Annotated in this window: 21 protein-coding genes and 1 pseudogene; 7 read left to right on the top strand and 15 right to left on the bottom strand. The window is 66.6% G+C overall.

The annotated features are described in order from the left end of the window. Positions 1 to 4: 4 nt before the first annotated feature. Genes CX676_RS13325 through araD form a run of 3 tightly spaced genes read right to left on the bottom strand, consistent with a single transcriptional unit; the run spans position 5 to position 4184 of the window. Complete coding sequence (locus CX676_RS13325) at positions 5 to 1525, bottom strand: aldehyde dehydrogenase (NADP(+)) (protein WP_101753054.1); 1521 nt, start codon at positions 1523 to 1525, stop codon at positions 5 to 7. 11 nt (positions 1526 to 1536) lie between these two features. Then, positions 1537 to 2433, bottom strand: a complete 897-nt coding sequence (locus tag CX676_RS13320) for a dihydrodipicolinate synthase family protein (RefSeq protein ID WP_101753053.1) — start codon at positions 2431 to 2433, stop codon at positions 1537 to 1539. An 8-nt stretch (positions 2434 to 2441) separates the two neighbouring features. Continuing rightward, positions 2442 to 4184: an L-arabinonate dehydratase gene (araD, locus tag CX676_RS13315; RefSeq protein WP_101753052.1), complete on the bottom strand. Its 1743-nt coding sequence runs from the start codon at positions 4182 to 4184 to the stop codon at positions 2442 to 2444. 170 nt (positions 4185 to 4354) lie between these two features. Here araD and CX676_RS13310 point away from each other — a divergent pair, with 170 nt between their 5' ends. Then, positions 4355 to 5395: a LacI family DNA-binding transcriptional regulator gene (locus CX676_RS13310; protein ID WP_232816454.1), complete on the top strand. Its 1041-nt coding sequence runs from the start codon at positions 4355 to 4357 to the stop codon at positions 5393 to 5395. A 307-nt stretch (positions 5396 to 5702) separates the two neighbouring features. On the opposite strand, the gene CX676_RS13305 is transcribed toward CX676_RS13310, so the two are convergent. Together CX676_RS13305 and CX676_RS13300 are read right to left on the bottom strand one after the other, a co-directional pair. After that, positions 5703 to 6383, bottom strand: a complete 681-nt coding sequence (locus tag CX676_RS13305) for a response regulator transcription factor (protein WP_232816453.1) — start codon at positions 6381 to 6383, stop codon at positions 5703 to 5705. Then, on the bottom strand, positions 6383 to 8692 hold the full coding sequence (locus tag CX676_RS13300) for a cache domain-containing protein (RefSeq protein WP_101753051.1): 2310 nt from the start codon (positions 8690 to 8692) through the stop codon (positions 6383 to 6385). The genes CX676_RS13305 and CX676_RS13300 overlap by 1 nt, the downstream gene beginning before the upstream one ends. 200 nt (positions 8693 to 8892) lie before the next feature. On the opposite strand from CX676_RS13300, the gene CX676_RS13295 reads away from it, so the two are divergent. Then, complete coding sequence (locus CX676_RS13295) at positions 8893 to 9492, top strand: VOC family protein (protein ID WP_101753050.1); 600 nt, start codon at positions 8893 to 8895, stop codon at positions 9490 to 9492. Here CX676_RS13295 and CX676_RS13290 read toward each other — a convergent pair. Continuing rightward, positions 9489 to 10181, bottom strand: a complete 693-nt coding sequence (locus CX676_RS13290) for an ABC transporter ATP-binding protein (RefSeq protein ID WP_101753049.1) — start codon at positions 10179 to 10181, stop codon at positions 9489 to 9491. The two genes, CX676_RS13295 and CX676_RS13290, sit on opposite strands and share 4 nt — an antisense overlap. A gap of 2 nt (positions 10182 to 10183) precedes the next feature. Next, entirely contained in the window at positions 10184 to 11338 is a 1155-nt protein-coding gene (locus tag CX676_RS13285) for a capsule biosynthesis protein (RefSeq protein WP_101753048.1), read from the bottom strand. Between CX676_RS13285 and CX676_RS23220 the strand changes: the two genes are divergently transcribed. Beyond that, positions 11337 to 11471, top strand: coding sequence for a hypothetical protein (locus CX676_RS23220; RefSeq protein WP_269801958.1), 135 nt, complete (start codon positions 11337 to 11339; stop codon positions 11469 to 11471). The genes CX676_RS13285 and CX676_RS23220 overlap by 2 nt on opposite strands. Positions 11472 to 11478: 7 nt before the next feature. Here the strand turns inward: CX676_RS23220 and CX676_RS13280 are convergent, their stop codons facing one another. The 6 genes and pseudogenes from CX676_RS13280 to CX676_RS13255 all read right to left on the bottom strand — a co-directional run bounded on the left by CX676_RS13280 (position 11479) and on the right by CX676_RS13255 (position 18256). Then, the gene (locus CX676_RS13280; RefSeq protein ID WP_101753047.1) at positions 11479 to 12528 is read right to left on the bottom strand and encodes a glycosyltransferase family 4 protein; all 1050 of its coding nucleotides are present in this window, start codon (positions 12526 to 12528) and stop codon (positions 11479 to 11481) included. Next, entirely contained in the window at positions 12525 to 14099 is a 1575-nt protein-coding gene (locus tag CX676_RS13275) for an ABC transporter permease (RefSeq protein WP_408634462.1), read from the bottom strand. The genes CX676_RS13280 and CX676_RS13275 overlap by 4 nt, the downstream gene beginning before the upstream one ends. Continuing rightward, positions 14096 to 14764, bottom strand: a pseudogene (locus CX676_RS13270) (ABC transporter ATP-binding protein); the annotation flags it as partial. The gene CX676_RS13275 and the pseudogene CX676_RS13270, both read right to left, overlap by 4 nt. 94 nt (positions 14765 to 14858) lie before the next feature. Next, positions 14859 to 15857, bottom strand: a complete 999-nt coding sequence (locus tag CX676_RS13265; RefSeq protein ID WP_101753044.1) for an ABC transporter substrate-binding protein — start codon at positions 15855 to 15857, stop codon at positions 14859 to 14861. A gap of 69 nt (positions 15858 to 15926) precedes the next feature. Continuing rightward, a complete protein-coding gene (locus CX676_RS13260; RefSeq protein ID WP_101753043.1) occupies positions 15927 to 17498 on the bottom strand; it encodes a sulfatase-like hydrolase/transferase in 1572 nt (523 codons plus the stop codon). Continuing rightward, on the bottom strand, positions 17495 to 18256 hold the full coding sequence (locus CX676_RS13255; protein WP_232816452.1) for a CDP-alcohol phosphatidyltransferase family protein: 762 nt from the start codon (positions 18254 to 18256) through the stop codon (positions 17495 to 17497). The genes CX676_RS13260 and CX676_RS13255 overlap by 4 nt, the downstream gene beginning before the upstream one ends. Before the next feature lie 111 nt (positions 18257 to 18367). Between CX676_RS13255 and CX676_RS13250 the strand changes: the two genes are divergently transcribed. Both CX676_RS13250 and CX676_RS13245 read left to right on the top strand, forming a co-directional pair. Next, the gene (locus tag CX676_RS13250; protein ID WP_101753042.1) at positions 18368 to 18904 is read left to right on the top strand and encodes a cytochrome b; all 537 of its coding nucleotides are present in this window, start codon (positions 18368 to 18370) and stop codon (positions 18902 to 18904) included. Positions 18905 to 18964: 60 nt separating this feature from the next. Further along, complete coding sequence (locus tag CX676_RS13245) at positions 18965 to 19978, top strand: NAD(P)H-dependent flavin oxidoreductase (protein ID WP_101753041.1); 1014 nt, start codon at positions 18965 to 18967, stop codon at positions 19976 to 19978. Here CX676_RS13245 and serB read toward each other — a convergent pair. Beyond that, positions 19968 to 20843 (bottom strand): phosphoserine phosphatase SerB, encoded by an 876-nt coding sequence (serB, locus tag CX676_RS13240; RefSeq protein WP_101753040.1) that lies wholly within the window; start codon positions 20841 to 20843, stop codon positions 19968 to 19970. The two genes, CX676_RS13245 and serB, sit on opposite strands and share 11 nt — an antisense overlap. A 338-nt stretch (positions 20844 to 21181) precedes the next feature. Here serB and CX676_RS13235 point away from each other — a divergent pair, with 338 nt between their 5' ends. Beyond that, complete coding sequence (locus CX676_RS13235; protein WP_101753039.1) at positions 21182 to 22348, top strand: nuclear transport factor 2 family protein; 1167 nt, start codon at positions 21182 to 21184, stop codon at positions 22346 to 22348. Positions 22349 to 22408: 60 nt separating this feature from the next. On the opposite strand, the gene CX676_RS13230 is transcribed toward CX676_RS13235, so the two are convergent. Next, the gene (locus CX676_RS13230; protein WP_101753038.1) at positions 22409 to 23476 is read right to left on the bottom strand and encodes a nuclear transport factor 2 family protein; all 1068 of its coding nucleotides are present in this window, start codon (positions 23474 to 23476) and stop codon (positions 22409 to 22411) included. 205 nt (positions 23477 to 23681) lie between these two features. Here CX676_RS13230 and CX676_RS13225 point away from each other — a divergent pair, with 205 nt between their 5' ends. After that, positions 23682 to 24923 (top strand): ABC transporter substrate-binding protein, encoded by a 1242-nt coding sequence (locus CX676_RS13225; RefSeq protein ID WP_101753037.1) that lies wholly within the window; start codon positions 23682 to 23684, stop codon positions 24921 to 24923. The last annotated feature ends 18 nt before the right edge of the window (positions 24924 to 24941 follow it).

Here is a 24941-nt window from a genome sequence, read left to right as displayed (position 1 = left end):
TGAACTAGATGTCCTGCAGGTCGTCGGGCAGCACGCCCTCGGGGATGTTCTGGAAGCTGACCGGCCGCAGGAAGCGGCGGATCGACAGGGTGCCGACCGAGGTGGCGCCGAAATTGGTCGAGGCGGGGTAGGGGCCGCCATGGACCATGGCCTCGGAGACCTCGACGCCGGTCGGGAAGCCGTTGGCCAGAACGCGTCCGGCCTTGCGCTCGAGGATCGGCAGCAGGCGGCGGGCTTCGGCGGCGTCCTCGGCATCCAGATGGATGGTCGCGGTCAGCTGGCCCTCGAACCCTTTCGCCAGTTTCTCCATGTCATCCGTGCCGCTGACCCGGATCACCAGACCCAGCGGGCCGAAGACCTCTTCGCCAAGCGCGTGATCCTGCAGATAGGTCGCGGCATCGGTTTCATAGAGGTTCGGGTTCGCCTCGCGGCCCTTGCTTTCGGTGGAGAGCAGCGGGGTCACGCTGTTGCGACCCTCGAACCGCGCCTGACCGTCACGATAGGCTTTCGCGATGCCCTCGGTCAGCATGGTCTGCGGGCCGACCTGCGCCAGCGCATCCTTCGCCGCGCTGACGAAGGCATCACCCGCCGCACCGGTCTCGATCACCGCAATGCCGGGATTGGTGCAGAACTGCCCCGCGCCCATGGTCAGCGAGCCGGCCCAGCCCTTGCCGATCTCGGCCCCGCGCGCCTGTGCCGCATGGGGCAGGATGAACATCGGGTTGACCGAGCCCAGTTCTCCGAAGAAGGGGATCGGCTCGGGGCGCTGCGCGCAAAGATCGAAGAGGGCGCGCCCACCGCCAAGCGAGCCGGTGAAGCCCACGGCCTTGATCAGCGGGTGTTGCACCAGCGATGTGCCGACATCGCGCTTGCCGCCCTGGATCAGCGAGAAGACGCCCTTGGGCATTCCGGTCTTTTCAATCGCGGCCAGAACCGCCTCGGCCACGATCTCGCCGGTGCCGGGATGGGCGGAATGGCCCTTGACCACCACCGGGCATCCGGCGGCCAGCGCGGCGGCGGTGTCGCCACCGGCGGTCGAGAAGGCCAGCGGGAAGTTCGAGGCGCCAAAGACCGCGACCGGGCCGATGGGTCGCTGGATCACACGGATATCGGGGCGGGGCAAAGGTTGGCGGTCGGGCAGGGCCTTGTCGTGGCGGCGGTCCAGATAGGCGCCGTCGCGGATGTGCGATGCGAACAGGCGCAGCTGACCCGTGGTGCGGCCCCGCTCGCCCTGAAGCCGCGCCTCGGGCAAGCCGGTTTCCTGAGAACCGATCTCGGTGATCGCCTCGGCGCGCGCCTCGATCTCATCGGCGATGGCGTCAAGGAAGGCGGCACGCTCCTCGCGGGTGGTATAGGCATAGGTCCAGAAGGCCTCTTCCGCCGCCTCGGCCGCGCGGTTCACCAGATCGACCGTGCCGACCGAGAACTGATGCACCGGCCCATGCGCGGGTTCCGAGGCGAAGCTCTGGTCCGATCCGACCCATTCGCCCGCGATCAGGTGTTTTCCGTGGGGGGTGAAGGTCATGGTCGTTCCTTTCAGATCAGGTTGTTCGCGCGCAGGAAGGCCAGAAGCTGCGCCTGTTGTCCATCGCTCAGCGGCCAGGCCGAGGGCGGTCTTGTCGGGCCGCAATCCTGACCGAGGGCCTGCAGCGCCGCCTTTACGCCGGTGACATTGGTGCCGTTCAACTCTTCGGCGCGGATATCCTCGAAGGCGCGCATCTCGGCGATCAGGCGACGGGCCTCGGCGAAATCGCCTGCGTCCAGCGCGCTGTGGATGGCGACCGAGCGTTCCGGCCAGACATTGATCAGCCCCGAGGTAAAGCCCCGCGCGCCCACGGCATAAAGCGCCGGCGCCCAGACTTCGGCAAGACCGCAGACCCAGGTGATCGCGGGATCGCAGGCGGCGATGGCGTCGGCCAGTTTCATCGGGTTGGGCGTCGCCCATTTCACGCCCTTGACGCCCGGGATCTCGCAGAGCGCCTGTATCCCCTTGGTGCCGATGGCGTCGTTCCTGAGATAGAGCATGATCGGCAGGCCCGAGGCGTCCGAGATCGCCCTGACATAATCCACCGTGCCGCGCGGGGCGACGAAGGGATCGGGGGGCTGATGCACCATCAGCGCAGAAGCCCCGGCATCGGCCGACGCGCGGGCCAGCCGCACCGCGTCACGGATGCCGCGCCCGACACCAGCCAGCAGCGGCGCCCGCCCGTCGATCAGCGCCGCAACCTCGCCGACCATGGCAACGGCCTCGTCTGTGGTCAGGGCATAGAATTCGCCGGTATTGCCGTTGACGACCGGCATATGCACGCCCGCCGCAATCGCCCGGTCGATGATCGGCGCCAGTTTCGCCGGAGCGATCTCGCCCGCCGCGTCATAGGGGGTGACCAGAATGCCGGAGATCCCGGCCAGCGCCTTGTCCAGATCGTGAGCCATGATGCCTCTCAGAAGATGTCGGGTTCGCCGGCGGCACGGCCAAAGCCGCGTTCGAGGAAGTCGAAATCGCACCCCTTGTCGGCCTGCGTCACATGGCGCGAGAACATATAGCCCCAGCCACGCTCGAAGCGCGGTTCCGGCGCTGTCCATTCGGCCCGGCGGCGGGCGATCTCGGCCTCGTCGACCAGCATGTCGAGCCGCCGGTTGGGCAGGTCCAGCCGCACGATATCGCCGGTTTTCAGAAGCGCCAGCGGCCCGCCGACAAAGCTTTCGGGCGCCACATGCAGCACGCAGGCTCCGTAGGAGGTGCCGGACATGCGCGCATCCGAGATGCGCAGCATGTCGCGGTGGCCCTGCTTGATCAGCGCCTTGGGGATCGGCAGCATGCCCCATTCCGGCATCCCCGGCCCGCCCTGCGGCCCGGCATTGCGCAGGACCAGCACATGGTCGGGGGTCACGTCCAGCGTCTCGTCGTCGATGGCCTTCTTCATCTCGGGATAGCTGTCAAAGACCAGCGCCGGGCCTTCATGGACCCAGTATTTCGGATCGCAGGCGGCGGGCTTGATGACCGCGCCATCGGGGCAGAGGTTGCCGCGCAGCAGCGCCAGCGAGCCCTCGGCATAGACCGGGTTCGACAGCGGGCGGATCACGTCGTCATTATAGACCACGGCGCCCTCGATCCCCTCGCCAAGCGTCCGGCCGGTCACGGTCAGGGCCGAGAGGTCCAGCCGTTCGGTCAGCTGCGTCATCAGCGCGCGCAGGCCGCCGGCATAGTAGAAATCTTCCATCAGGTAATCTTTGCCCGAGGGACGGACATTGCAGATCATCGGCGTGTCGCGGCCAAGCGCGTCCAGATCGTCCAGCGTCAGATCGACCCCGGCGCGGCGGGCCATGGCGATCAGATGGACCACGGCATTGGTCGAACAGCCGGTGGCCATGGCGACGATGGCGGCATTGCGCACGGCGGCCTCGGTGACGATGCGGTCGGGGGTCAGCGCCTCCCAGACCATGTCGACGATGCGGCGGCCGCAATCGCTGCCCATGCGCTGGTGGCCGGAATCGGCGGCGGGGATCGAGGAGGAACCGGGCAGGCTGAGGCCAAGCGCCTCGGTGATCGAGGTCATGGTCGAGGCGGTGCCCATGGTCATGCAGGTGCCGACCGAGCGGGCGATGCCGCCCTGGATGCCCAGCCATTCCTCGTCCGAGATATTGCCGGCGCGGCGCTCGTCCCAGTATTTCCACGCATCCGAGCCCGACCCCAGCGTCTTGCCGGCATAATTGCCGCGCAGCATCGGCCCGGCGGGCAGGAAGATCATCGGCACGCCCGCCGTGATCGCGCCCATGACCAGCCCCGGCGTGGTCTTGTCGCAGCCGCCCATCAGCACCACGCCGTCCAGCGGGTGCGAGCGGATCATCTCTTCGGTCTCCATCGCCAGCATGTTGCGATAAAGCATCGAGGTCGGCTTGGTGAAGCTTTCATCGACCGACAGGGCCGGCATCTCGACCGGGAAGCCGCCTGCCGCCAGAACGCCGCGCTTCACGTCCCTGACCCGTTCGGGGAAATGGCCGTGGCAGGAATTCAGTTCGGACCAGGTGTTCAGGATGCCGATGATCGGCTTGCCGACGAATTCCTCTTCCGCATAGCCCAGCTGCATCATCCGCGAGCGGTGGCCAAAGCTGCGCAGATCGTCGGGGGCAAACCAGCGTGCGCTGCGCAATTGGTCTGCGGTGATACGTCCGTCCAAGGCCATCCGTCCCCTCCCCCGATTCTGGATGAGACGATGTATGCGCATACATGACGAAGGGTCAAGACGGATTTGCGCGGTGTGCAGGTCAAAAATGCAGGTAGCGCAGCATGACTTGACAAGTTGGTGCAAAATCCTCTCAACTGATGAATGCGTAAACATTGGGCAGGAACGTGATGGGCGACAGCGACGCAACGCGACGGCGGCCGGGCCTGCCAGCCTCCGCAGCCGTCACCATGACGACCGTCGGGCGCATGGCGGGCGTGTCGCAGGTCACGGTGTCGCGGGCACTGTCGGACCCCTCGAAGGTCTCGCCCGAGACGCTGGCCCGCATCCACGAGGCGATCCGGGCGACCGGCTATGTGCCGAACGCGCTGGCGGGCGCGCTGGCCTCGCGCCGCAGCAACCTGATCGCGGCGCTGGTGCCGTCCTTCACGAATATCGTCTATTCCAGCCTGCTGCATGGCTTCTCGGAGATCATGCGGGAAAACGGCTACCAGATCATGCTGTCGGAAACCGGCCATGACCCCGAGCGCGAACAGGCGCTGGTCGAGGCACTGCTGAGCCGCCGCCCCGATGGCGTCCTGCTGACCGGGGTGCATCACGCGCCGGGAACGCGGCGGATGCTGATCGGCTCGGGCATTCCGGTGGTCGAGATCTGGGATATCAGTGAAACCCCCATCGATTGCTGCGTCGGCTTTTCCCATGCGGCAACGGGGCAGGCGGCTGCGGAATTCGCGGTCAAGGCGGGCTACCGGCGCGCGGCGACCGTGACCGCCGGCGATGCCCGCGCGATCCGGCGGCGCGACAGTTTCGTGCAGAGCTTCCAGCGGATGACCGGGGCCGAGGTGCCGGCGGTGGATTTCCAGCCGGGTACCGCCACGCTGGCACAGGGTCGGGCGGCACTGGTCGAACTGCTGGACCGGCAGGGGTTCATAGGTGGCGTGGTCTTCTGCAGTTCCGACCAGTTCGCCCATGGCCTGCTGACCGAGGCGGCGGCGCGGGGCCTCCGCGTACCTGACCAGATCGCCGTGATCGGTTTCGGCGATCAGGATTTCGCCGCCCATACCCATCCGGCGCTGACCACCATCCGGGTCGATCGCGCCGTTCTGGGCGAGGCGGCAGCGGGGGCATTGCTCAGCCGTTTCGGCGAGGGCGTGCCGGGGCCTTCCGTCGTCGATGTGGGCTTTCAGCTGATCCAGCGCGGCTCGGCCTGAGGGCGCTGCATTCCTGCCCACTTGGGCATTTCTAGGCAAATCTACCTAGGCAAAGCCACGCATTTCGCGTGGCGGCGGCATTTCGTATTCTGAACAGGTGATGTGGCAAGTGATTGACAAGGCTGCCGGACCCCGATCCGCAGCTGCAGCGAACGCTCTCTCTGGGTTCGTAACGAGTGACTTTTTTCAAACGATAAGACCAAGACAATAGCCTGCGGCCGCCTGAACCGGTTACCCACCAAGAAGGTTCTGGCGGTCGATTTTTCGTCCTGCCGTGTTCGCCGGACAAAGGCTGCTCTGCCGGGCCTCAGACCTCGCGGGAGGCGACGGGCGGATTATTCAGCCGTCGTGCCAGGTCGATCAGTTCGGCCACCGATCCGATCTGCAGCTTTTCCAGAATGCGCGCCCGGTGGTGATCGACGGTGCGCGGGCTGATGTCCAGCGCCCTAGCGATGCCCTTGCTGGACAGATCGCCGGGATTGGCCAGCATGTAACCGGCAATCTCGCGTTCGCGCGGGGTCAGCCGTTCCAGCTTCGAGCGGGCATCGCGGCTCTGGTTTTCCACCTGCATCAGCCGTTCCGCCGATTCGAGCGCGGTGTTGATTCGCTCGATCAGCTCCGACTGGCGGAAGGGTTTTTCGAGGAAATCCAGCGCCCCGCCCTTGATTGCCTGCACCGATTCCGGCACGCCGCCATGACCGGTGATGAAGATGATCGGCAGGGCGCGGCTTTCCTGGTTCAGGTATTTCTGCAACTCCAGCCCGGTCATGCCCGGTAGGCCCTGATCGAGGATCAGGCAGCCATGGGGATTGCCGTCATAGCTTTCGAGAAAGCCCGCCGCCGAGTCGAAACTTTCCACGGCATAGCCCCGAACCCTCAGCGCCCGCGACAGGGACGAGCGGATATCCGGGTCGTCATCGACGATGTAGACAGTGCCGGCGGGGGCGGTGGTGTTCTCTTCGGCCATGGGTGATTGCTCGTTCTTCATCAGGCGGCCCTTACCGGCAGGGTAAAGCAGAAGCGGGCACCGGCCGAATGATCATGGTCAAGCCACAGCTTGCCACCATTCGCCTCGATCAGCGAGCGGCAAATGGACAGGCCAAGCCCCATCCCGGTGGATTTCGTCGTCTCGAACTTGGTGAAGAGGCTGATCGCCGGATCGACCCCGGGGCCGGTATCGGTGACGGAAACCTCGATCTGGCCGCCGATCTGCCGGGCGGCAACCGTCACCTGCCGCAGCGTCGGGTCGGATTTCTGCATAGCCTCGATGGCGTTGCGCATCAGGTTCACCAGCACCTGGGCGATCTGTACGCGGTTGGCGGCGACCGGCGGCAAGGGCGGCAGGATCGTGTGCAGCGCGACCCCGGCCTCGGTCGCCTCGGGCTGGACGAGGATGCGGGTCTGCTCGACCAGTTCCGACAGGTCGAAGGGGTCGGTGGTGACCTCTTCCTTCCGGATGAAACCGCGCAGCGCCCGGATGATCTCGCCCGCGCGCAGCGACTGTTTCTCGATCTCGGTCAGGATCTCGCGCAGTTCCGGCGGGCTGTCCTTGGCCTGATCCAGCACCAGAAGCGCGGTGTCGGCATTCTGGGCAATGGCGGCCAGCGGCTGGTTCACCTCGTGCGCCAGCCCGGCGGCCAGTTCGCCCATGGTCTCGCCCCGCGCCAGATGCGACAGGTCGCGGTTCAGCCGGGCGATCTGGCCTTCCTTCACCTTGGTCTCGGTGATGTCGTCAAAGGCCACCACGGCATGCAGCGGCTGGCCGTTATGGTCGCGGATCAGGATGGCGTTCACCGTCACGCTGATCGCATCGCCATCCTTGCGGATCAGCCTTGCCTCGCGATGGGTGGCGAAGTCCTCGTCCTGCATCGGGGTCAGGGGCCTGAGCAGGCCGGCATCCTCGGGCGGGGCAAGGTCGGCATAGTCCATGGCTGCCAGTTCCTCGGCGCTGTAGCCGGTCATGTCCGAGAAGGTCGAATTCACCTTGAGGAACCGCCCGCTTTCGGGCGCGATCTGGGCCATGCCGCGCGAGGAACGATCGAAGGTCAGGCCATACTCGCGCTCGGTCTTCTTGCGCTCGACGATCTGGCGCACCAGCGAGGCATTGGCCTCGGCCAGCTCGCTATAGGTCTTGGGCATCGGCTCGGATGGGTCGATCTCGCCCTGCGAGATCAGCGCGGAACGGACGGCAAAGGCGCGCACCGGTCGATGGATGAACTGCGCCAGCGCCAGCCCGATCAGCCCGGTGACGATGGCCACCAGCGCCGCGATCCAGATATTGGTCGCCCGGTTTTTCTTGATCGCGCCGGTAAAGTCGTCCTCCGGCGCATAGACCGCAATGGTCCAGGGTAATTCCTCGCTGATCACCGGCATGACGCTGGCGACATAGCGGGCATCACCGTAGGTGATCTCTGAAAAGGTCGCGCGACGGGTCTTGCCGTCGGCCACGTTCAGCCCGGTGCTGCCGAACGCGGTGCGGGCAATCGGGTCCTTGATCTCGTCGATCTGGGTAAAGCGCAGCGATCCGTCGCTGTTCTCGGTCTGGATCAGGTCCTGGTTGGGGTGGGCGATCACGTCGCCGTTCTGGTTGATCATCAGCGCCTTGCCCGAGGTGCCGATGCGCAGCCGCGACAGGAAGTTCGAGATGCTGCTGATCTCGATATCCACGCCGACCACGCCACGGATGGCACCGCGCGAGGAAAAGACCGGCGAGGCGAGCGTGATGCCCGGCGCCTTGGCCGAGAAGAAGATATAGGGGTCGGTCCAGATCGTGCCCCGCGTCTCGGCGGCGCGCTGGTACCAGGGCCGGGTGCGCGGATCGAACTGGTCGGCCGGGTCCATCTTGCTGTCGACGGCGCTGAAATCCTCGTTCCGCCAGATGAACTGCACCGAACGTTCTGGCTGGGTCAGGATGATCTTGGAGCGGAACCGGCCGGGCGTCTCGGTCCGCATGATCATGACGAAGGTGCCGTTCTCGTCGCCGTAATAGAGGCCCGAGAAGTTCGGCGTCACCCGCAATTGCTGGAACAGGAACTGCTCGAGCAGGGCAGGATCGTCGCTGGCTACGACCCGGTGCTGTGCCAGCCTCGCGGCCAACTCGGCCGCGCTGCGCGCCGGGTCGAGAAAACCCTTGGTATGTTCTGTCGCGTTATAGCCCACATCGGTCAGCAGCGAGCGGGCGTGATCAAGCAGCGTCCGCTCGGAGGTCAGGTAAGAGGACAGCACCACCGCCAGAACGGCGATGAACTGCAATCCGGCTAAGCCGAGTGCCAGCAGCGCCGCAAGTGAATTTCTCATTCGTCGATTGTCCTCGCTCCTAGGCGAAGTCTTGCGCAGATCGGGGGTGCTGGGCAAGTCACCACGTAACCGGCTGTCGGTCGCGGCTCTGGCGCTGGCCTCTCAGCGATGCTCTGGCGTCACGTGGTCCGGATCGCTAGTAATGACGCGGACGGCGCGATGCGGTGCGACGGTCAGGGCGGATGATGGATAAGATAAGGATGAGACCGGTTCTGGCAGTCGAAGATCCCGCGGCGGCGCTGCGGCACCTGGTTCAGGTGCTGGGGCTGGTGGCCGAGGATGCGACCACGCTGCGCTTTGGCGATCAGCGGATTTTCCTCTGCCCTGTCGATGCCCCCCCACCGGGCTTGATCCCGCTGCGGCTGGACCACGTTGCGCTGCGCATTGGCGATGCCGATGCCTGTCGCCAGCGGACCGAGGCCCGGGGTGGGCAGCTGTCCGCCAACTTTACCCCGAACGGCCCCGCCGAGATCGCCGCCTTCTGGGATCACGGCGTGCGTTATGTCTTTTTCGAAGGTCCCGAGGGCTGGCCGGTCGAGTTCTGCGCCCGGATCGGTCTGCCCGATGTGGCCGAGGGTCATGATCACCTGGCGATCCGCACGCCCGACCTGGGCGGGGTCGAGGCGGCGCTGGCGGCCATGGGCGCAGCGCGGGTCGCGCAGCATGTCCTGGGGTCGGGGGATACGGCGGTCGAGGTGCGCTTCGTGAAGCTCGACGAAACGATGTTCGAGCTTTTCGACGAACCGCCGATCCCTGCCCCGGCAGGGCCGGGCGGCTGGATCGGCTTCCTGCCGGATTAGGCGCCGACCACCACCTTGGGCTTCGCGCTCAGGGCGACGCCCATCAACGTCTCGTGATAGGCGATCGCCTCTTCCAGAACCTCGAAAACCCTTAGCTGGCCATGTTCCAGCACGGCGCCCATCGTGCAGGTCTCGCGGATGAAAGGCATCGAGTGGCTGACCACGACCGAGCTTGAATTCTGCATCCGGTCCAGGAACACCGTCTTGGACTTCGCGCGGAACGAGGCGTCGCCGACGCTGCTGACCTCGTCGACCAGGTAGGTATCGAAATCGATTCCCATGCTGGTTCCCATCGCCAGGCGCGAGCGCATGCCCGAGGAATAGGTGCCGAAGGGCTTATGATAATTCGCCCCCAGCTCGGCAAAATCCTCGACATAATCGACCAGCCCGTCGCTATCGACACCGTAGATGCGGGCGACGAAGCGCACGTTCTGCGAGCCGGTCAGTTCGTTGTGAAAGCTGCCCGCGAAGCCCACCGGCCAGGACACGGTGCCATCGCTCATCACCTTGCCCGAGGTCGGCAGCATGGTTCCGGCGATCATCCGCAGCAGGCTGGATTTTCCTGCACCGTTGCGGCCCAGCAGGGCCATCGACTCGCCGGTCGGGAAGACCGCCGAAATGCGGTCGGCCACAACGGTCTGCTTTCCCTCCCGCCGGTAGATCTTGGTCAGATTGTCGATGACGATCATGATCAGCGGCGGTCGCGGACACTGTAGTAGATCAGCAGAAGGACCGACCAGCCCAGCAGCAGCGCCCCGAAGACGCAGGCCAGCAGATAGGGGCGATCGGGAACCAGCGATGCCTCGGCCAGCTTCGGCTCGATATGGGCGGCCAGATAGCGCGACTTGCGCTGTGCCTCGGCCAGCGCAATGTCATAGGCCGCACGCGCCGATTGATAGGCGGTCTGGTCGAACATCATGTCAGAGGACAGCTTTTCATATTCCGACATCAGCTCGGCATAGTTCTCGCCGCCGGGACCTTCGCTGTTGGCGCTGAACTTGGCGCGTTCCTCGGAGATGCGGTTGCGGATCGCCTCGATCTTCTTCTCGGTCTGGATCACCCGCTGGTCGCGGTCGGTCGAGTTCTCGCGCAGCGTGTCCAGCTCGATCAGGGTTTCGGCAAGTGCGCCCTGAAGCGTGTTCAGGATGCCCATCTGGCCCTCGAGGTCGGCCTCGGGATCGACGATCTGGGTGCGCATGCGAAAGGCCGTCAGCGCCTGCCGTGTCGCCGTCAGCTTTTCCTGCGCGCGGGTAAGCTCGTTGCTGGCAAAGCGGGTCGCGTCATCGCGGGCAATGTCGGACAGCCGGTTGATGGTACGGCTGCTTTCGTCAAAGGTCGCATCGGCGATGGCCAGCGCATCCTCGGGCGAGAAGGCCGACACACGAAGCGTGATCAGTCGTGTCGTGGTGTCATAAAGGACCTCTACCCGGCGCTGCCAGTGCTTGGTCAGGTCCTCGATGGTGCCGCTGGGGTCATAGGCAAAGACCGGGTCATTGGGCCATTCCTTCGAGAACTTGCCGCGCAGATCGACCGCCGCATCGATTTTCGCGACGATGTCCTCGCTCTTGAGGAAGTCATAGAGAATGTCGGTGTCCGAGGCGGTGCTGCCGCCGGTGAACTGGGTGAGACCCCCGAGGAGATCGACGCCGGGTGTCGAAGCATCCTCCTTGCGGATCGAGAAGCCGACGGTCGAGACATATTGGTCGACGGCCCGCGTCCAGAGATACCAGGCCGAAACCGCCGTCGGCACGATCACCAAAAGCAGGAAGGACAGGGTCAGGATGATGTGCCGGCGTTCGAAACGAGCCGAACTGACGGCTGGACGCAAATAGGAATGATTGTTCATGGGCTCGCGAGGTGATGAAGTCGGCGCTGGCGCTGGGTTTGCGGCCTGCGGCTTGGTCGTGCTGGTCAGTTCGGTGACGCTGTTCTTCGGCCTGCTGCTCTTGTCCCGGCACTTCAAGCGGCTGATGGAATGACGCCCGCTCAGCCGATGCGGTCCAGCACCGCGCCGGCTGCTGCTGCGGTTTGCGACCAGTCTGGCAGGTGCTGCGCTGCCGAGCGGGCAGCGCCGGCGCAGGCCTGACGCCGCCGCTCATCGGTCAGCATCAGCCGCAGCGCATCGGCAAAGGCTTCGCTATCCTCGGGTGGCACCAGCAGGGCCGTGTCTGCCGGCACCGTCTGCGGCACCGCGCCGGTGGCGCAGCTGACGATGGGCAGGCCATAGGACAGCGCCTCGTCGAAGACGATGCCATAGCCCTCGTACCGGGTAGCCAGCGCGAAGACCGAGGCGCTGGCATAGTGCCGGTGCAGCTCATCCGTCGTGACCCGCCCGGCAAGGCGCAGCCGCGCGCCCAGCCCCGAGCCTTCTGCCTGCAGAGCCAGCGCCTCGGCATGGGCAGGATCCCACGGGCTGCCGATGATGACCGTCTGCCAGTCCAGATCGCCGATCCGGGCGAGCGCGTCGATCAGCAGGTCATGCCCCTTCCTCGGATGCAGGATGCCGACCGAGAGGATCAGTGGGCGCGCGACCGGGGCAGACGGATAGCGGGGCGGATCGACGCCTGGACGGGCGATGGTGATCCGCTCGGGGGGAACGTCATAGCGGGCGACCAGCAGATCGCGGGTATGGGGGCTCGGCACCAGCACATGCTGCGCCAGCCGCAGGTTGTCGCGCTCGGTGGTGAAAAGATGCTGGCGCCGCGCGGGGTCGAGCCCGCTTTCCATCGCCAGCGGATGATGGATCATGGCGACGATCGGCGCCCGGACCCCGGCCAGCCCAGAACTGTCGATCGAGCCGAAGACCAGACCGTCGAGGATCAGCACCCGCTCTGGCTCGACCGCCTGCAGCTGCGCAATGGCCTGCGCCATCGCTGCCGCATCGACATCGGGAAAGCCCTCGGGCAGTTGCACATGCTCCACATTCCGCCCTTGGTCGCGCAGGCCCATCAGCAGGCGGTGCTCATAGATATAGCCGCCGGTCAGCGTCTCGATATCGCCGGGAATGGCGAAGGCGGCCTTGCGCGGCGCGGTCATCGGCGCACCTGCTCGGGCGCGAGGCGCGCCAGCAGCCGCCGCTCGATCCCGGCGATGGCGGCAAAGCCAAGCGCGGACAGCACTGCCACGACCAGCACGCAGGACCAGAGCATGTCGTAATCCGACAGCGAGGCCGACAGCGCCATCAGGCTGCCGATGCCGCGCCCGGTGGCCAGCCATTCGACCACCGTCACCGCCAGAACCGCCGCCGGCACCGCCATGCGCGCGGCGGCGAAGAAGGCGGGCAGCATGGCCGGGATCTGCAGGTCGACCAGCCGGCGCAGGCGCGAGGCGGCGAAGCAGTCGAAGACATCGCGGATCTGGCCGGGTGTCTGCTTGAGCCCGTGCAGGCAGGCAACGAAGGTCGGGAAGAAGACCATCACCCCCACCAGCGTGATCGTGCCTAAGGCTCCGCGCCCCAGCAACAGGACGATCAGCGGCGCGGTAGCGACGATGGGAACCGAGCGCAGGGCGACGGCCAGTGGCAGGACCAGCGCCCCAGCGGCTGGCAGCAGTGTCACCGCCATCGCCAGAGCCGCGCCGATGACCAGCCCGGCCAGATAGCCCGGCAGCAGGAAGATGGTGGTTTCCGACAGCGCCGCCCAGAGCCTCGCCCGCGTCTCGGTCGCATCGGGTGCCATGAGCAGGGCGTCCAGCACATCGTCTGGCCTTTTGGCGAAGAAGGGGTTCAGCGAAAACGTCTCCATGCCGCCCCACCAGATTAGCAGCGCCAGTGCGGCGACCAGCGCCGTGCTGACCAGCGCAGATGGCGCGTGTTCGGTCGAGGGCAGCGACAGGATCAGCGGCGGCGGCTCGCGCAGCATGGCCCGCGCCAGCGCGCCGATGGCGGCATAGGCGAGGATCGAGACCGTGGCGGCCACGGCACAGACCGCCCAGAGGCCCGGCACGTCCAGCGCCCTGAGAAAACGGATGGTCAAGACGCCAAGCCCGCGCTCGGCCCCGGTGAACTCGCCCACCATCGCCCCCAGGAAGGCGGCAGGCGCGGCGATCTGCAGCCCGGCGAACAGATAGGGCAGGGCGGAGCGCGCGCGGATGTGGCGCAGCTCGGCCATCCGCCCACGGCCATAGCTGCGCAGGAGATCGAACCAGACGGCGGGCGCGGCGCGCAAGCCGACCAGCAGCGGGATCAGCGTGGTGTAGAACACCGCAAGCGCCGCCAGCGCGATCTGCGGCCCGTTGCCCGGCCCCATCAGCACCCGCAGGATCGGCCCGGTGGCGACCAGCGGCAGGCAGAAGACCAGAAGCGACAGCCCGGTGATGACCGGCTGGCTGCGCGGCCAGGTCAGCGCCGCTCCGGCCAGCAGGATGGCCGCGAGGTTGCCGAGGGCAAACCCCGCCGCGCCATTCCACAGCGTCACCGCCAGCGCCCGCCCGGTCAGTCCGGGGTTCTCGGCCAGCCAGCGGGCGACCTCAACCGGACCGGCCAGCAGATAGGCGCCGCCCAAAAGTTGCGCGGCAAGTTCCCAAGCCAGCAGCAGGATCGCCGCACCGCCTAGGGTTCGCAGCGCGGGAGCCGCCCTCCGTCCCGGCAGGGCCATGACAACACTCATGCCGCCACGCCCCGCGCCAGCGCTGCCGAGACCTCCGCGGCGAGATCGTGAAATCCGGCGCTGTCGGCCAGGTCAGACCGGCGCGGATGCGACAGGGGCACGGCGATATCCGCGACGATCCGGGCGGGCCGGGGCGACAGGACCAGAATCCGGTCGGCCAGGAACACCGCCTCGCTGACCGAATGGGTGACCAGCAGCGTGCTGGTGCCGCGTTCCTGCCAGAGCGGCGGCAGGTCCAGCGCCAGTTGCCGGCGGGTCAGTTCATCCACCGCGCCGAAGGGTTCATCCAACAGCAGCAGGCGCGGCGCGCTGGCGAGCGCGCGGGCGATGGCAGCGCGCTGACGCATCCCGCCCGACAGTGCCGCCGGGCGAATCGCCTCGAACCCCGCCAGCCCGACCAGCCGGATCAGCCGGTCGACCAGCGCCGGATCTGCGGGCAGACGTGCCAGCTTGCGCCCCAGCGCGATATTGCCGCGCAGGCTGCGCCAGGGCAGCAGCGATGGGTCCTGAAACGCCACTGAAATCGCCGCCTGCCGGCGCATGTGATCGGGCGTCTCGCCGCCGATCAGGATGTCGCCGGCGCTGGGATCTTCCAGCCCCGCGATCAGCCGCAGCAGCGTGGACTTGCCGCAGCCCGAGGGGCCGACCAGCGCGGTCGTCTGGCCCGCAGCAAGGGCAATATCCAGCGGCGACAGCACCTCGACCCCGCCGGAAAAGACCTTGGAAAGCCCCCGGCACAGGATATCGGGCGGGGGCGGATCAGCCGGCATGAACCTCGTCGAGGATCGAGCGGTCCCAGAGATCGGGGGTGACGGTCCGCCCCAGCAGCGCCAGCGTCTCGATATTCGCGGCCACCGCCTCGTCCGTCCACGATCCGAACCCGTTCTGGTCGGTCAGGTCCGAGAACATCAGCGGCACCTGGCGCGCGGCCTGCAGCTTCTGGGTCTCCAGATCCAGCCCGGCATCGGGGAAAAGCCTGACCGTCAACTCGGCGGCCGCATCGGTATCGGCGCGGTAGGCTTCCCAGCCCCGCACCTCGCCCGCCATCAGCGCCACCAGTTCGGCGCGGCGATTGGCAAGGCTGTCCTCGGTGGCGATATAGGTCTGCGAATGCAGCGCATAGCCATGATCGGCCATCAGCATGGTCACATTCTCGATCCCCTGCATGGTCATCGCCACCGGCAGGTCGGTCTCCCAGCAGAGCAGGCAATCGACCTCGCCGCCGACCAGAGGCTGGGCGGAATATTGCGTCGGCACGATCTGGATCGCGTCGATATCGACGCCGTTCAGCGTGCACAGCGCCTGCAGGACCGGGGTATTCGCCAGCGCCATGCCGATCTTCTTGCCGGCGAGATCGGCAGGGGCGTTCACCGGGTTGGCGGGCAGCGAGGCGATGACGAAGGGGTTTTTCTGCATCGCCACGCCCATGATCTTGAATGGCGCGCCCTCGGCCACGGCGGCGGCGGTGTAATCGGCAGCCGAGATGCCGATAAGCGCCGTGCCCGAGACGACCGGCGGCTCGACCGGCGCATTGGGGCCGCCCTGCAACAGCGTCACCTCCAGACCGGCCTCGCGCCACCAGCCGTTCTCGCGGGCGAGATAGCTGCCGGCGAATTGCACCGAATGCAGCCATGACAGCTGCAGGCTGACCGGCGTGGCGGCCTGCGCCAGTGCCCTGCGGGGCAGCAGCACCGGGGCGGCGAGGCCGGCTGTGGCGGTGGCGAGCATCTGCCGGCGGGTCCAAAATCGGTGGGTCATGATGGTTTCCCTTCCTCTTTGCCGCAGCTTACGGGACCAGATCGCTACGGCAAGCCGTCCTTTGTTTGGTCAGTCGTCGAGGGCGGCGGTGGTGCTGTCCGGTCCGAAGCCCTGCAAGATCAGGTCGCGCATGTCCTGCATGGGCAGGGCGGGGCTACCCGGTGGCGGGATCAGCCCGGGCGCAAAGCCCCAGTCGCGGCTCCGCTCGACCAGATCACGCGGGCCGATGAGATGGATCGGCACCTCGCGCCGCTCGTCCAGCGCGATCCGGGCGGCGGCCTGATGGTCGCCCAGCACGATTAGCAAGGGCGGGTCGGCGGCGTGCAGCCGGGCGTAGCCCGCCACCGCCTGCAGCGCATAGGTGATGGCGCCGCGATAGTGCAGCCGCACGTCGTCGTAATCGTCCCACAGCTCTTTCGGTGTCGGCCCGGCCTCGGCCATGGCGTCGAAGACCCGTCCGTCGCCCAGCTGGTCCCAGTCCAGCATCTGCGGAATTGGCACCCATGGCGCGTGCGAGGAAATCAGCGCCACCTGCGCAAACAGCAGCCGGTCATCGTTGCCATTCCGAAGCAGCCGGTCGGTGGCGGCGAGGGTGAACTGGTCGGGCATGGTGACCCAGTTGAAGGGTTTGCCGCGGTAGCCCAGATCACCTGCGCCCAGCACCCGGTCAAACCCCATGCGCGTCGATTCCGGCCAGGGCCGGGTGATCGCCGGCATCACTGCCGCCGTGTGGAACCCGGCCTTTCGGGCCAGATGGAACAGGCCCTGCCGACCACTGGCCAGCGCGGCTTGGTAGCGGCTCTGATCGTCGATCCAGAGACCCGAGGTGAAGGTTGCATGGCTGAGCCAGCTTTGCCCGCCCTGCGTCGGCGCGGTCAGAAAGCCCGAGCGCATGGCAAGCCCGGCATCCGCCAACGTCTCATCGGCGGCGCGCAGGGTGGGAAGGTGGGCCTCGGCATAGAAGGGCGTGTCGAAACTGGTGCGGCCATAGCTTTCGATGAAGATCACCAGCACGTCGCGATCGATCCCGGTCAGCAGCCCGCCCTCTGCCGCCATCGGGTCCTGTTCTGCGAGTCGGCGGAATTCACGCAGGTCGGTCAGGCTGCGCAGTGCCAGCGCGGTCTTGTCCATCGCATAGCTGGCGGTTGCGGCCCGGAGCGGCAGCAAGCCGGGGATCAGCAGGGCCACCAGCCCGACCGCCGCCAGCAGCGCGGGCAGGCGTGGAACCGAAACGCGCTGCCAGACCCCCGCCGCACACCAGAGCATTGCGGCCAGACCGGCGGCGAGCATGAGGCACAGGGCCCCCGCGCCGATGGCGGCCCAGATCCCGAAGCTGCCGGCGATCATCCGGGCCGAGGCGTCGATCAGCGCCAGATCAGCGATCGGGTTGAAACCCCGGCCCAGAATCTCGGCCATGGCCAGATCGGCCAGCTTCAGCGCCGCGATCAGCAGCAGAAGCATGGACACCAGCGCCCGCAACACCCGGTTCGGTCCCGAGGCGATCAGCAGCAGCAGGATCAGCGGCAGTTCGGGCGTCATCAGCCTCGCAGGCGTGATGGCGCCCCCCGCCGCCGGCAGGATCATCACCAGCCACAGCGCCAGCGCCGCCATCCCCGCCTGCCAGAGCGCCGGTCGCCTCATCCTGCCCGCTCGCGCAGCCAGAGGATGTCGACTGCGAAGGACCAGACGACCAGCGCTGCCGCCAGCCGCGCCACGAGGATCGCGGCATCGGGGGTGAGGATGGGCAGCAAGAGCAGGATCAGCGTTGCCATCTGCACAACGCAAATCGTTTTGCGCCGGAACTTCTGCGGCAAGGGCGCGGCGAGCCACGGCCAGAGCAGCATGGCAACCAGAAAGGCATAGCGGGCAAAGCCAAGGATCAGCCCTTCGGCCCCGACTTCGCTGCCGGCCACGACATGCAGGGACAGGATCAGGGCAAGGATCGAATCGGCCTCCATGTCGAAGCGGGCGCCGAAATCCGAGACCAGCCCCTGACGCCGCGCCAGCCAGCCATCGACGCCGTCGAGGGCCAGCGCGACAACTGCGATCCCCGCCACCATCCAGCCGGCGGACTGACCGGCCATGAGCGGCGGAACCAGCGCCAGCGCCAGCGCCACCCGGATCAGCGTGACCGTATTGCAGGCACCGATGCGCCCATGCGGATAGCCCCGCCGCATCTGCCGCGCGACGATGAGCCAGATCAGCGCGAAACCGAGCGCGGCGAGGCCCCAGACGAGGGCACGCGAGCTGTCGAGAAGAAGGTGGCAGGCGAGCATCGCCGCCAGACCGGCCAGCCCGGCTGCCAGCAACCCCCGGCGCAGCGGATCGGCAGGCGCATTTCCCCGATGGACGGCGCTGCGCCCCGGTCGACCCTCTTGCAGATGCTGCGGGTTTCCCATGAGGACAAGCCTAGGCCAAGCCGGAAATGGGTCAAGCACTCCCGCATTGCTGGCAAAAGATTGATCGGCGGCGCGAAAGGGCTATCCTGCCCGGAACGGAGGGTGGTTCTGATGGAACATCAGCAGGGCTATGCGCGTCCCGCCCGGATCTATCACTGGGTCATCGCAGGTCTTGTGCTGCTGATGATCCCGGCCGGGTTGATCATGATCCAGCAGGGCCTGCCCCGGCCGGTGCAGGATACGCTGTTCATCTTTCACAAGAATACCGGGCTGATCGTGTTCCTGTTGATGCTGGCGCGGCTGGTCTGGCGCCTGCGGCATCCGCCGCCGCCCCTGCCGGCCGACATTGCGCCTTGGCAGCGCCGCGCGGCGGAGCTGACCCATCTGGCGCTCTATGTCCTGCTGATCGCGCTGCCGATCAGCGGCTATCTGCGGGTGCGGCTGGAGCGTTTTCCGATCGAATCGCTGGATGCGCTGGGGGTGCCGCCGCTGGTGCCGAAGAACGAGGCGCTGGCCGGGGTCTTCCAGTCGGTGCATCAGGCCTGCGCCTTCCTGCTGATCGCGCTTCTGGCGTTGCACATCGCGGCGGCATTGCAACACGCGCTGATCCGGCGCGATGGGGTCTGGTCGCGGATCTGGCCGCTTTAGCCGGGCTTTGCTTGCCCGGCCCGGCATGGAATAGTCTGCCTGAACCAGAGGAGAAGGGCGATGTTCGAGGGGTTGGGCACGACCACCAATGTCATTCAGGCACCCATGGCTGGGGTCTCAACGCCCGCGCTGACCGGGGCGGTCGCGAATGCCGGGGGTCTGGGATTTGTCGCACTGGCGACCTTCACCGCGGCCCGCGCCCGGCAGGAGCTGGACCAGACCCGGGCACTGACCGACAGGCCCTTTGGCGTGAACCTCTTCTGCCATGAACCGGCTACGCATGACCCGGCGAAAGAGGCGCGCTGGCTCGAGACGCTGGCGCCCGATTTCGCCCGCTTCGACGCCACCCCGCCCGAGGAATTGCACGAGATCTACACCAGCTTTCGCGTCAATGACGAGATGCTGGCCCTGCTGGTGGCCGAGCGACCGCCGGTCATCAGCTTCCATTTCGGCCTGCCGCGCCCCGACCAGATGCAGGCCCTGCGCGAAACTGGCGCGATCCTTCTGGCCACGGCTACCTGCCTTGGGGACGGGCGCACCGTCGCGGCGGCCGGAGTCGATGGCATCATCGCGCAGGGTTGGCAGGCCGGCGGGCATCGCGGGCTGATGGACCCGGTGGACATGGCGGCAGACACGCGGCTGGAGACGCTGCCACTCTTGGCCGAGTTGCGTGAACTCGGCCTGCCGCTGATCGCGGCGGGGGCGATCATGGAGGCGGCGGACCGGCGTGCGGCGATGGCGGCCGGCGCCGTGGCGGTGCAATGCGGCACCGCCTTCCTGCTGTCACCCGAGGCGGCCACCACACCGGATCACCGGGCGCGGTTGACCACCACGCCGACCGAGATGACCCGCGCGATCTCGGGCCGGCCCGCGCGCGGGCTGGTCAACCGCTTCATGGCGATGGATCAGCAGGATGCGCCGGGCTACCCGATGGCCTATGACGCGGCCAAGGCACTGAACGCGGCGGCGTCCGCCAAGGGAAATCACGATTACGCGGCGCAATGGGGCGGCAACGGCGCGGCAAAGGCGGTGGCGCGGCCCGCTGCCGAGACGCTGGCGGCGATCAGCGGCTGAATTCCTCGGCGGAATAGCCCTGCAGATAGAGAAGCGCAGTCAGGTCGCCGTGGTTGATGGTGATCCCGGCCTGCGCCGCGACCACGGGCTTGGCGTGCAGCGCGACGCCCGAGCCGGCCAGCTGCAACATGCCCAGATCATTGGCCCCGTCGCCCACCGCGATCACGTCGGCGGGCGTCAGTCCGCGCGCCGCGACGATCTCGTTCAGCGCCTCGACCTTGGCCTCGCGCCCCAGCACGGGCAGGGTGACATGCCCGGTCAGCACGCCCTCTTCCGACAAAAGCGTATTGGCGCGGTTCTCGTCAAAGCCCAGCTGTTGCGCGATCGGGCCGGTGAAGCTGGTGAACCCACCCGAGACCAGCGCCGCATAGGCGCCGTGCTTGCGCATCGTCGCCACCAGTTCCGGCCCGCCCGAGGCGAGGGTAATGCGCGTGTCCAGCACCTTCTGGATGGTCTCCTCGGGCAATCCGGCCAAGAGGCCGACCCGTTCGATCAGCGCCTCGTGGAAATTCAGCTCGCCATTCATCGCCCGGGCGGTGATCGCCGCCACCCGTTCGCCCACCCCGGCCTCGGCGGCCAGCTCGTCGATGCATTCCTGATCGATCATGGTCGAATCCATATCTGCCAGCAGCACCCGCTTGCGCCGCCCGGCTGTCGGCTGGATCGCCAGGTCGATGGCGATGCTCTGCAGATCGGACCAGACCTGCTGCCAGTCCGCCGGCGCTTCGACCATCTGGAACTCGGCGGCGATGCCGGGGCTGAGCCAGCGCATCTCCGAGCCGCCCCAGTCCTTCCGCAGGCTGTCGATCAGCGCCGGTTCGAGATTGGCATTTTTCGGTGCGGCGATCAGCGAGAGGGTCAGCATGGACGAACCTTTCTTGCGGCAGACGGCGCCACGGATGAAGGGAAAGAGGCGAGGCCGGCTTTAAGCGAAACTTTCTTCTTGCGCCAGACCGGGCTGGCGCTCGGGACCGCCGGTCCTTTCCTCGCATTGGTCGGGACGGAAGCGAGGGCCGAATTCCGTCGCCGATACCAGCGAGAATATTCAGGTAGGGATTTGCCATTTCCCCGCTTCTCGGATCGCTGAGAAGATGGCGATTGCTCATGAGAAACCCCGTCTCGATAGTTTCTTGCATTCGTATGCAAACCTGCTAGCCTTGAGGGAATCGAGGATTGGCTGGGCACAGACGGGAAGGATCTCACATGTCAGCGAAGGATCGGACGGCCGAGGATGAGGCGCCGGGGGCGGGACGTGGCAAGGCCGAGGCCGTGCTGCAGGTCGAGCGGCGCGACTTCGTCGAACTGGTTCCCGAGAACCGGCCGCGCGTCCAGAAGATGCAGGGCTTCGACGAGATCTATACTGACATCGTCGACTATATCGTCCGCTGCACCCATCGCATCTGGGACGAGCGCGACATCGGCCTGATTTATACCCATTACACCCATAACTGCGTGCTCTACGGCACGATGGGGACGATCTATGACCGCGAGGATGTGGTGCGCGACACCATCCAGCGGCTGGTCAGCCTGCCCGAGCGGCGGGGCATGGCGACCCATGTGATCTGGGATGGCGATGACCAGCAGGGCTTCTATACCTCGCATCTGGTCACCGGCTCGGGGCGGCATACGCAATACGGCCACTACGGTCCGCCGACCGGCCGCACTTTCACCTCGCGGACCATTGCGGACTGCATGATCCACGCCAACAAGATTTATCGCGAATGGGTCGTGGCCGACCAGATGGCGATCATCCGGCAGCTGGGGCTGGACCCGAACGGCTTTGCGCTGAAGGTGGCGCAGAAGCTGTTCGACAAGGGGATGGTCTCGGTCGATATCGGCGAGAACCGCCGGATGGTCGGGCAATATCCGCCCGAGGCCAAGGCCGATCTGTCCATCGCCAAGACCGATCTGGAGCGGCAGACACTGGACTGGCTGCACGCGGTCTGGAACCAGCGGATGCTGGGCCGGATCAAGGATGTCTATGCGCCGACCTGCCAGTATCACGGGCCGCTGATGGCCGAGATGTATGGCATCGCCGCCGTCACCCACCAGACGCTGGGGCTGATCGGCTCGCTGCCCGATGCCTCGTTCACGCCGCTGCACATCTGCTCGACCCCTTGCGAGGAGGGCGGCACCAAGGTTGCCGTGCGCTGGATCATGGAAGGGCACCATCTGGGCTACGGCCTGCTGCAGGGCCTGGGAGAGCCGACCGGCAAGCGCGTGCAGCTGATGGGGATCAGCCATTACCACTACAAGGATGGCAAGATCGTCGACGAATGGCGGGTCTATGACGAGCTGTCGCTGCTGATGCAGATCCGGCTGGCACAGCTGGCCGATGCCCCGGCGGCGACCATCGCCAGCGCGGAATAGGCGCAGGGTCCGAGGTTTCGAACGCCCCGCCGTCTGGCGGGGCGTTCTGCGTTCCGGGGGTCAGGCACCCCGGCGAAACTGGCGCTGCATCCGGTTCAGCACGTCGACGCCCATCTGCATCAGCAGGTTCAGCACATCCAGCGGCACCCAGTTCTCGCGGATCAGGCCGTGATGATGCAGGTAGAAATCCATCACCCGCATGGTCACAGGGCGGCCGGTGGGGCCAAGGCCAAGGAAGCCACCGCCCTGATGCAGGGCAAAGACGCTTGGCCAGCCGCCGGTGACGGAATAGGGGCCGTCGCCGATGCGGATGTAATGCCCGCCGCCATGCTGGGCTTTCAGTGCCGCGATCTCGTCCCATTGCCCGCCGCCCTTGCGGTTCGGAAAGGCGATGCGGAAGGGCAGCTGGTGGTCATCGACGAATCCCTCGAGCCCGCGCGTGGTGCCGATACCGCTCGGGCCATACCACATCATCCGGGGATGCCAGTGCTGGCGCTGCGGCATGTTGAGCAACCCCTCGCGCCCGGCGCCGGTCGTGTCGTTATAGGCGCCAAGCGTCGCATGCATGGCGAGGGTCTGGGCCAGGCTGGCGGCGCTTTCATTCGGATCCTGCGGGGTCAGCACCAGCCCGTCGCCGGTGATCGGGCCGGGCCATAGGCCCTCGACCCCAAGGCTGGGTGCCAGCGGCCAGAACCCGGCCTGCCGGATCAGGTCGAGAATGTCCCAGAGGCAGGTCGATTGCACGATCCGGCCGTCGTGGACCTGGTGCACCTCGCCATAGCGCAGGAAGGCGGTCCGGCCCGTGGCCGGGATGGTCAGCCAGTCATGGCGGAAGGTGCCGCAGTAATGTCCGACCGCCGCCACATAGTCGCGGCCCTCGTAGGAGCCGCCGACAAGGATCAGGTCCCGACGCTCGAGATCAGGGAAGGCGTGCAGCAGCGGTTCCCAGACTGCTCCGGCAATCGCCGTCGTGCCGCGCATCTCGTTCAACGGATGCGAGCCGCGCCATTCAGTATCGGGTGCATAAAGCGCGGCGAGACGGTCGGGCAGGTGGCCGGGGGACGATTCTGCCAGGCGGGACAGGTCGTGAAGCAGTCGGGTCTTGGTCGCGATAGGGTCGGTTTTCATCGTGATACCAGTGGTTTGCCGGTGAGTTTCTGGCGGCGCCAATATTTCTTGCATTCGTATGCAAGCATCGCTAGCATTGACCTTGCGTTAACGGGAATCAACCCCGAAGCGGGAAAAATCCAGGGCTTCGCGCCGGGCCGCCGCAAGGCCGCGCCGAAGTCAGCTTGTGCCCCGGACCGCCGGGGCAACACACAACAGGAGACGGATGATGAAAGACTTCCTGAAAGCCTCGGTCGCGATCACTGCCCTGTTGGCCTCGGCCGGGATCGCCTCGGCGGAATGCGGCATCGAAAAGGGCTCGGTGCGGATCCTGTCGAACGATTTCGCCGCCCTTCACGCCATCGCCACGGCCGCCGAGACCTGCGCCAGCGATACCGTCACCGTGACGAAGAACCAGACGACCGAGCACAAGAACATCCAGGTGCCGGCGCTGACCACCAATCCGGCGAGCTATACTGTGGCTGTCATTGCCACCAATTCGGTGGTGCCGCTGCTGACCGGTGATCTGGTGCGGCCGCTGGATGACTACGTGGCGAAATGGGGGCAGGATCTGCAGGAAAGCCAGCTGATCCGCGTGGACGGCAAGGTCATGGCCATTGCCTTCATGGCCAATGGTCAGCACCTGTTCTATCGCGAGGATATCCTGGCCGATAACGGCATTGCCGTGCCGACCTCTTATGAAGAGGTGCTGGCAGCGGCCAAGACCCTGCGCGACAAGGGAGTGATGCAGAACCCCTTGGCCTCGGGCTACAAGCCGGGCTGGGATCTCGCGGCGGAGTTCGTGAACACCTATCTCGGCACCGGCGGCGAATTCTTCAAAGAGGGCAGCGCCGAGGCCGATATCAACAATGAGAACGGCCTGACCGCGCTGGCGACGATGAAGGAGATGAGCACCTTCATGAGCCCCGACTGGGTGACCTATAACAGCAACCTGATGCGGCCCATCTGGGAGGCGGGCGATATCGCCATGCAGATCGGCTGGGGTTCGGTCGCCGGTTCCTATATCGCCGAGGACAGCCCCTCGCCCGAGATCGCCAAGGCCACGAAATTCGCTGCCGCGCCGACGATCGGTGGCGGGACCATCCCCTCCGCCGCCCTGTGGTGGGACGGGTTCGTGATCTCCAAGAACATCTCGGACGAGGATGCCGAGGCCTCGTTCCGCGCCATGATGGTCGGCATCTCGCCTGCGACGGCTGCGGCCAATGCCGATGCGGCGGTCTGGCTGGTCAAGGGCTACGAGGCGACGCCGGCCGCCGTTGGCGTGGTGGCCGACATGCAGGCGGGTGCGCGGCCCTATCCGATGGTGCCCTATATGGGGCTCTTGCACACCGCGCTTGGCGACAACCTGGCCGAGTTCATGCAGGGCCAGGAAAGCGCCGAACAGGCTCTGGCCGATGTGACCGCCGCCTATAACACCGCGGCGAAGGAAGCCGGCTTCCTCGACTGACCGATCCTGACTTCGGCG

This window comes from Paracoccus zhejiangensis (assembly GCF_002847445.1).
Taxonomy (GTDB): Bacteria; Pseudomonadota; Alphaproteobacteria; order Rhodobacterales; family Rhodobacteraceae; genus Paracoccus; species Paracoccus zhejiangensis.
The sequence above is the reverse complement of the archived record's forward strand: the minus strand, read 5'-3'. Positions and strand labels throughout refer to the sequence as shown.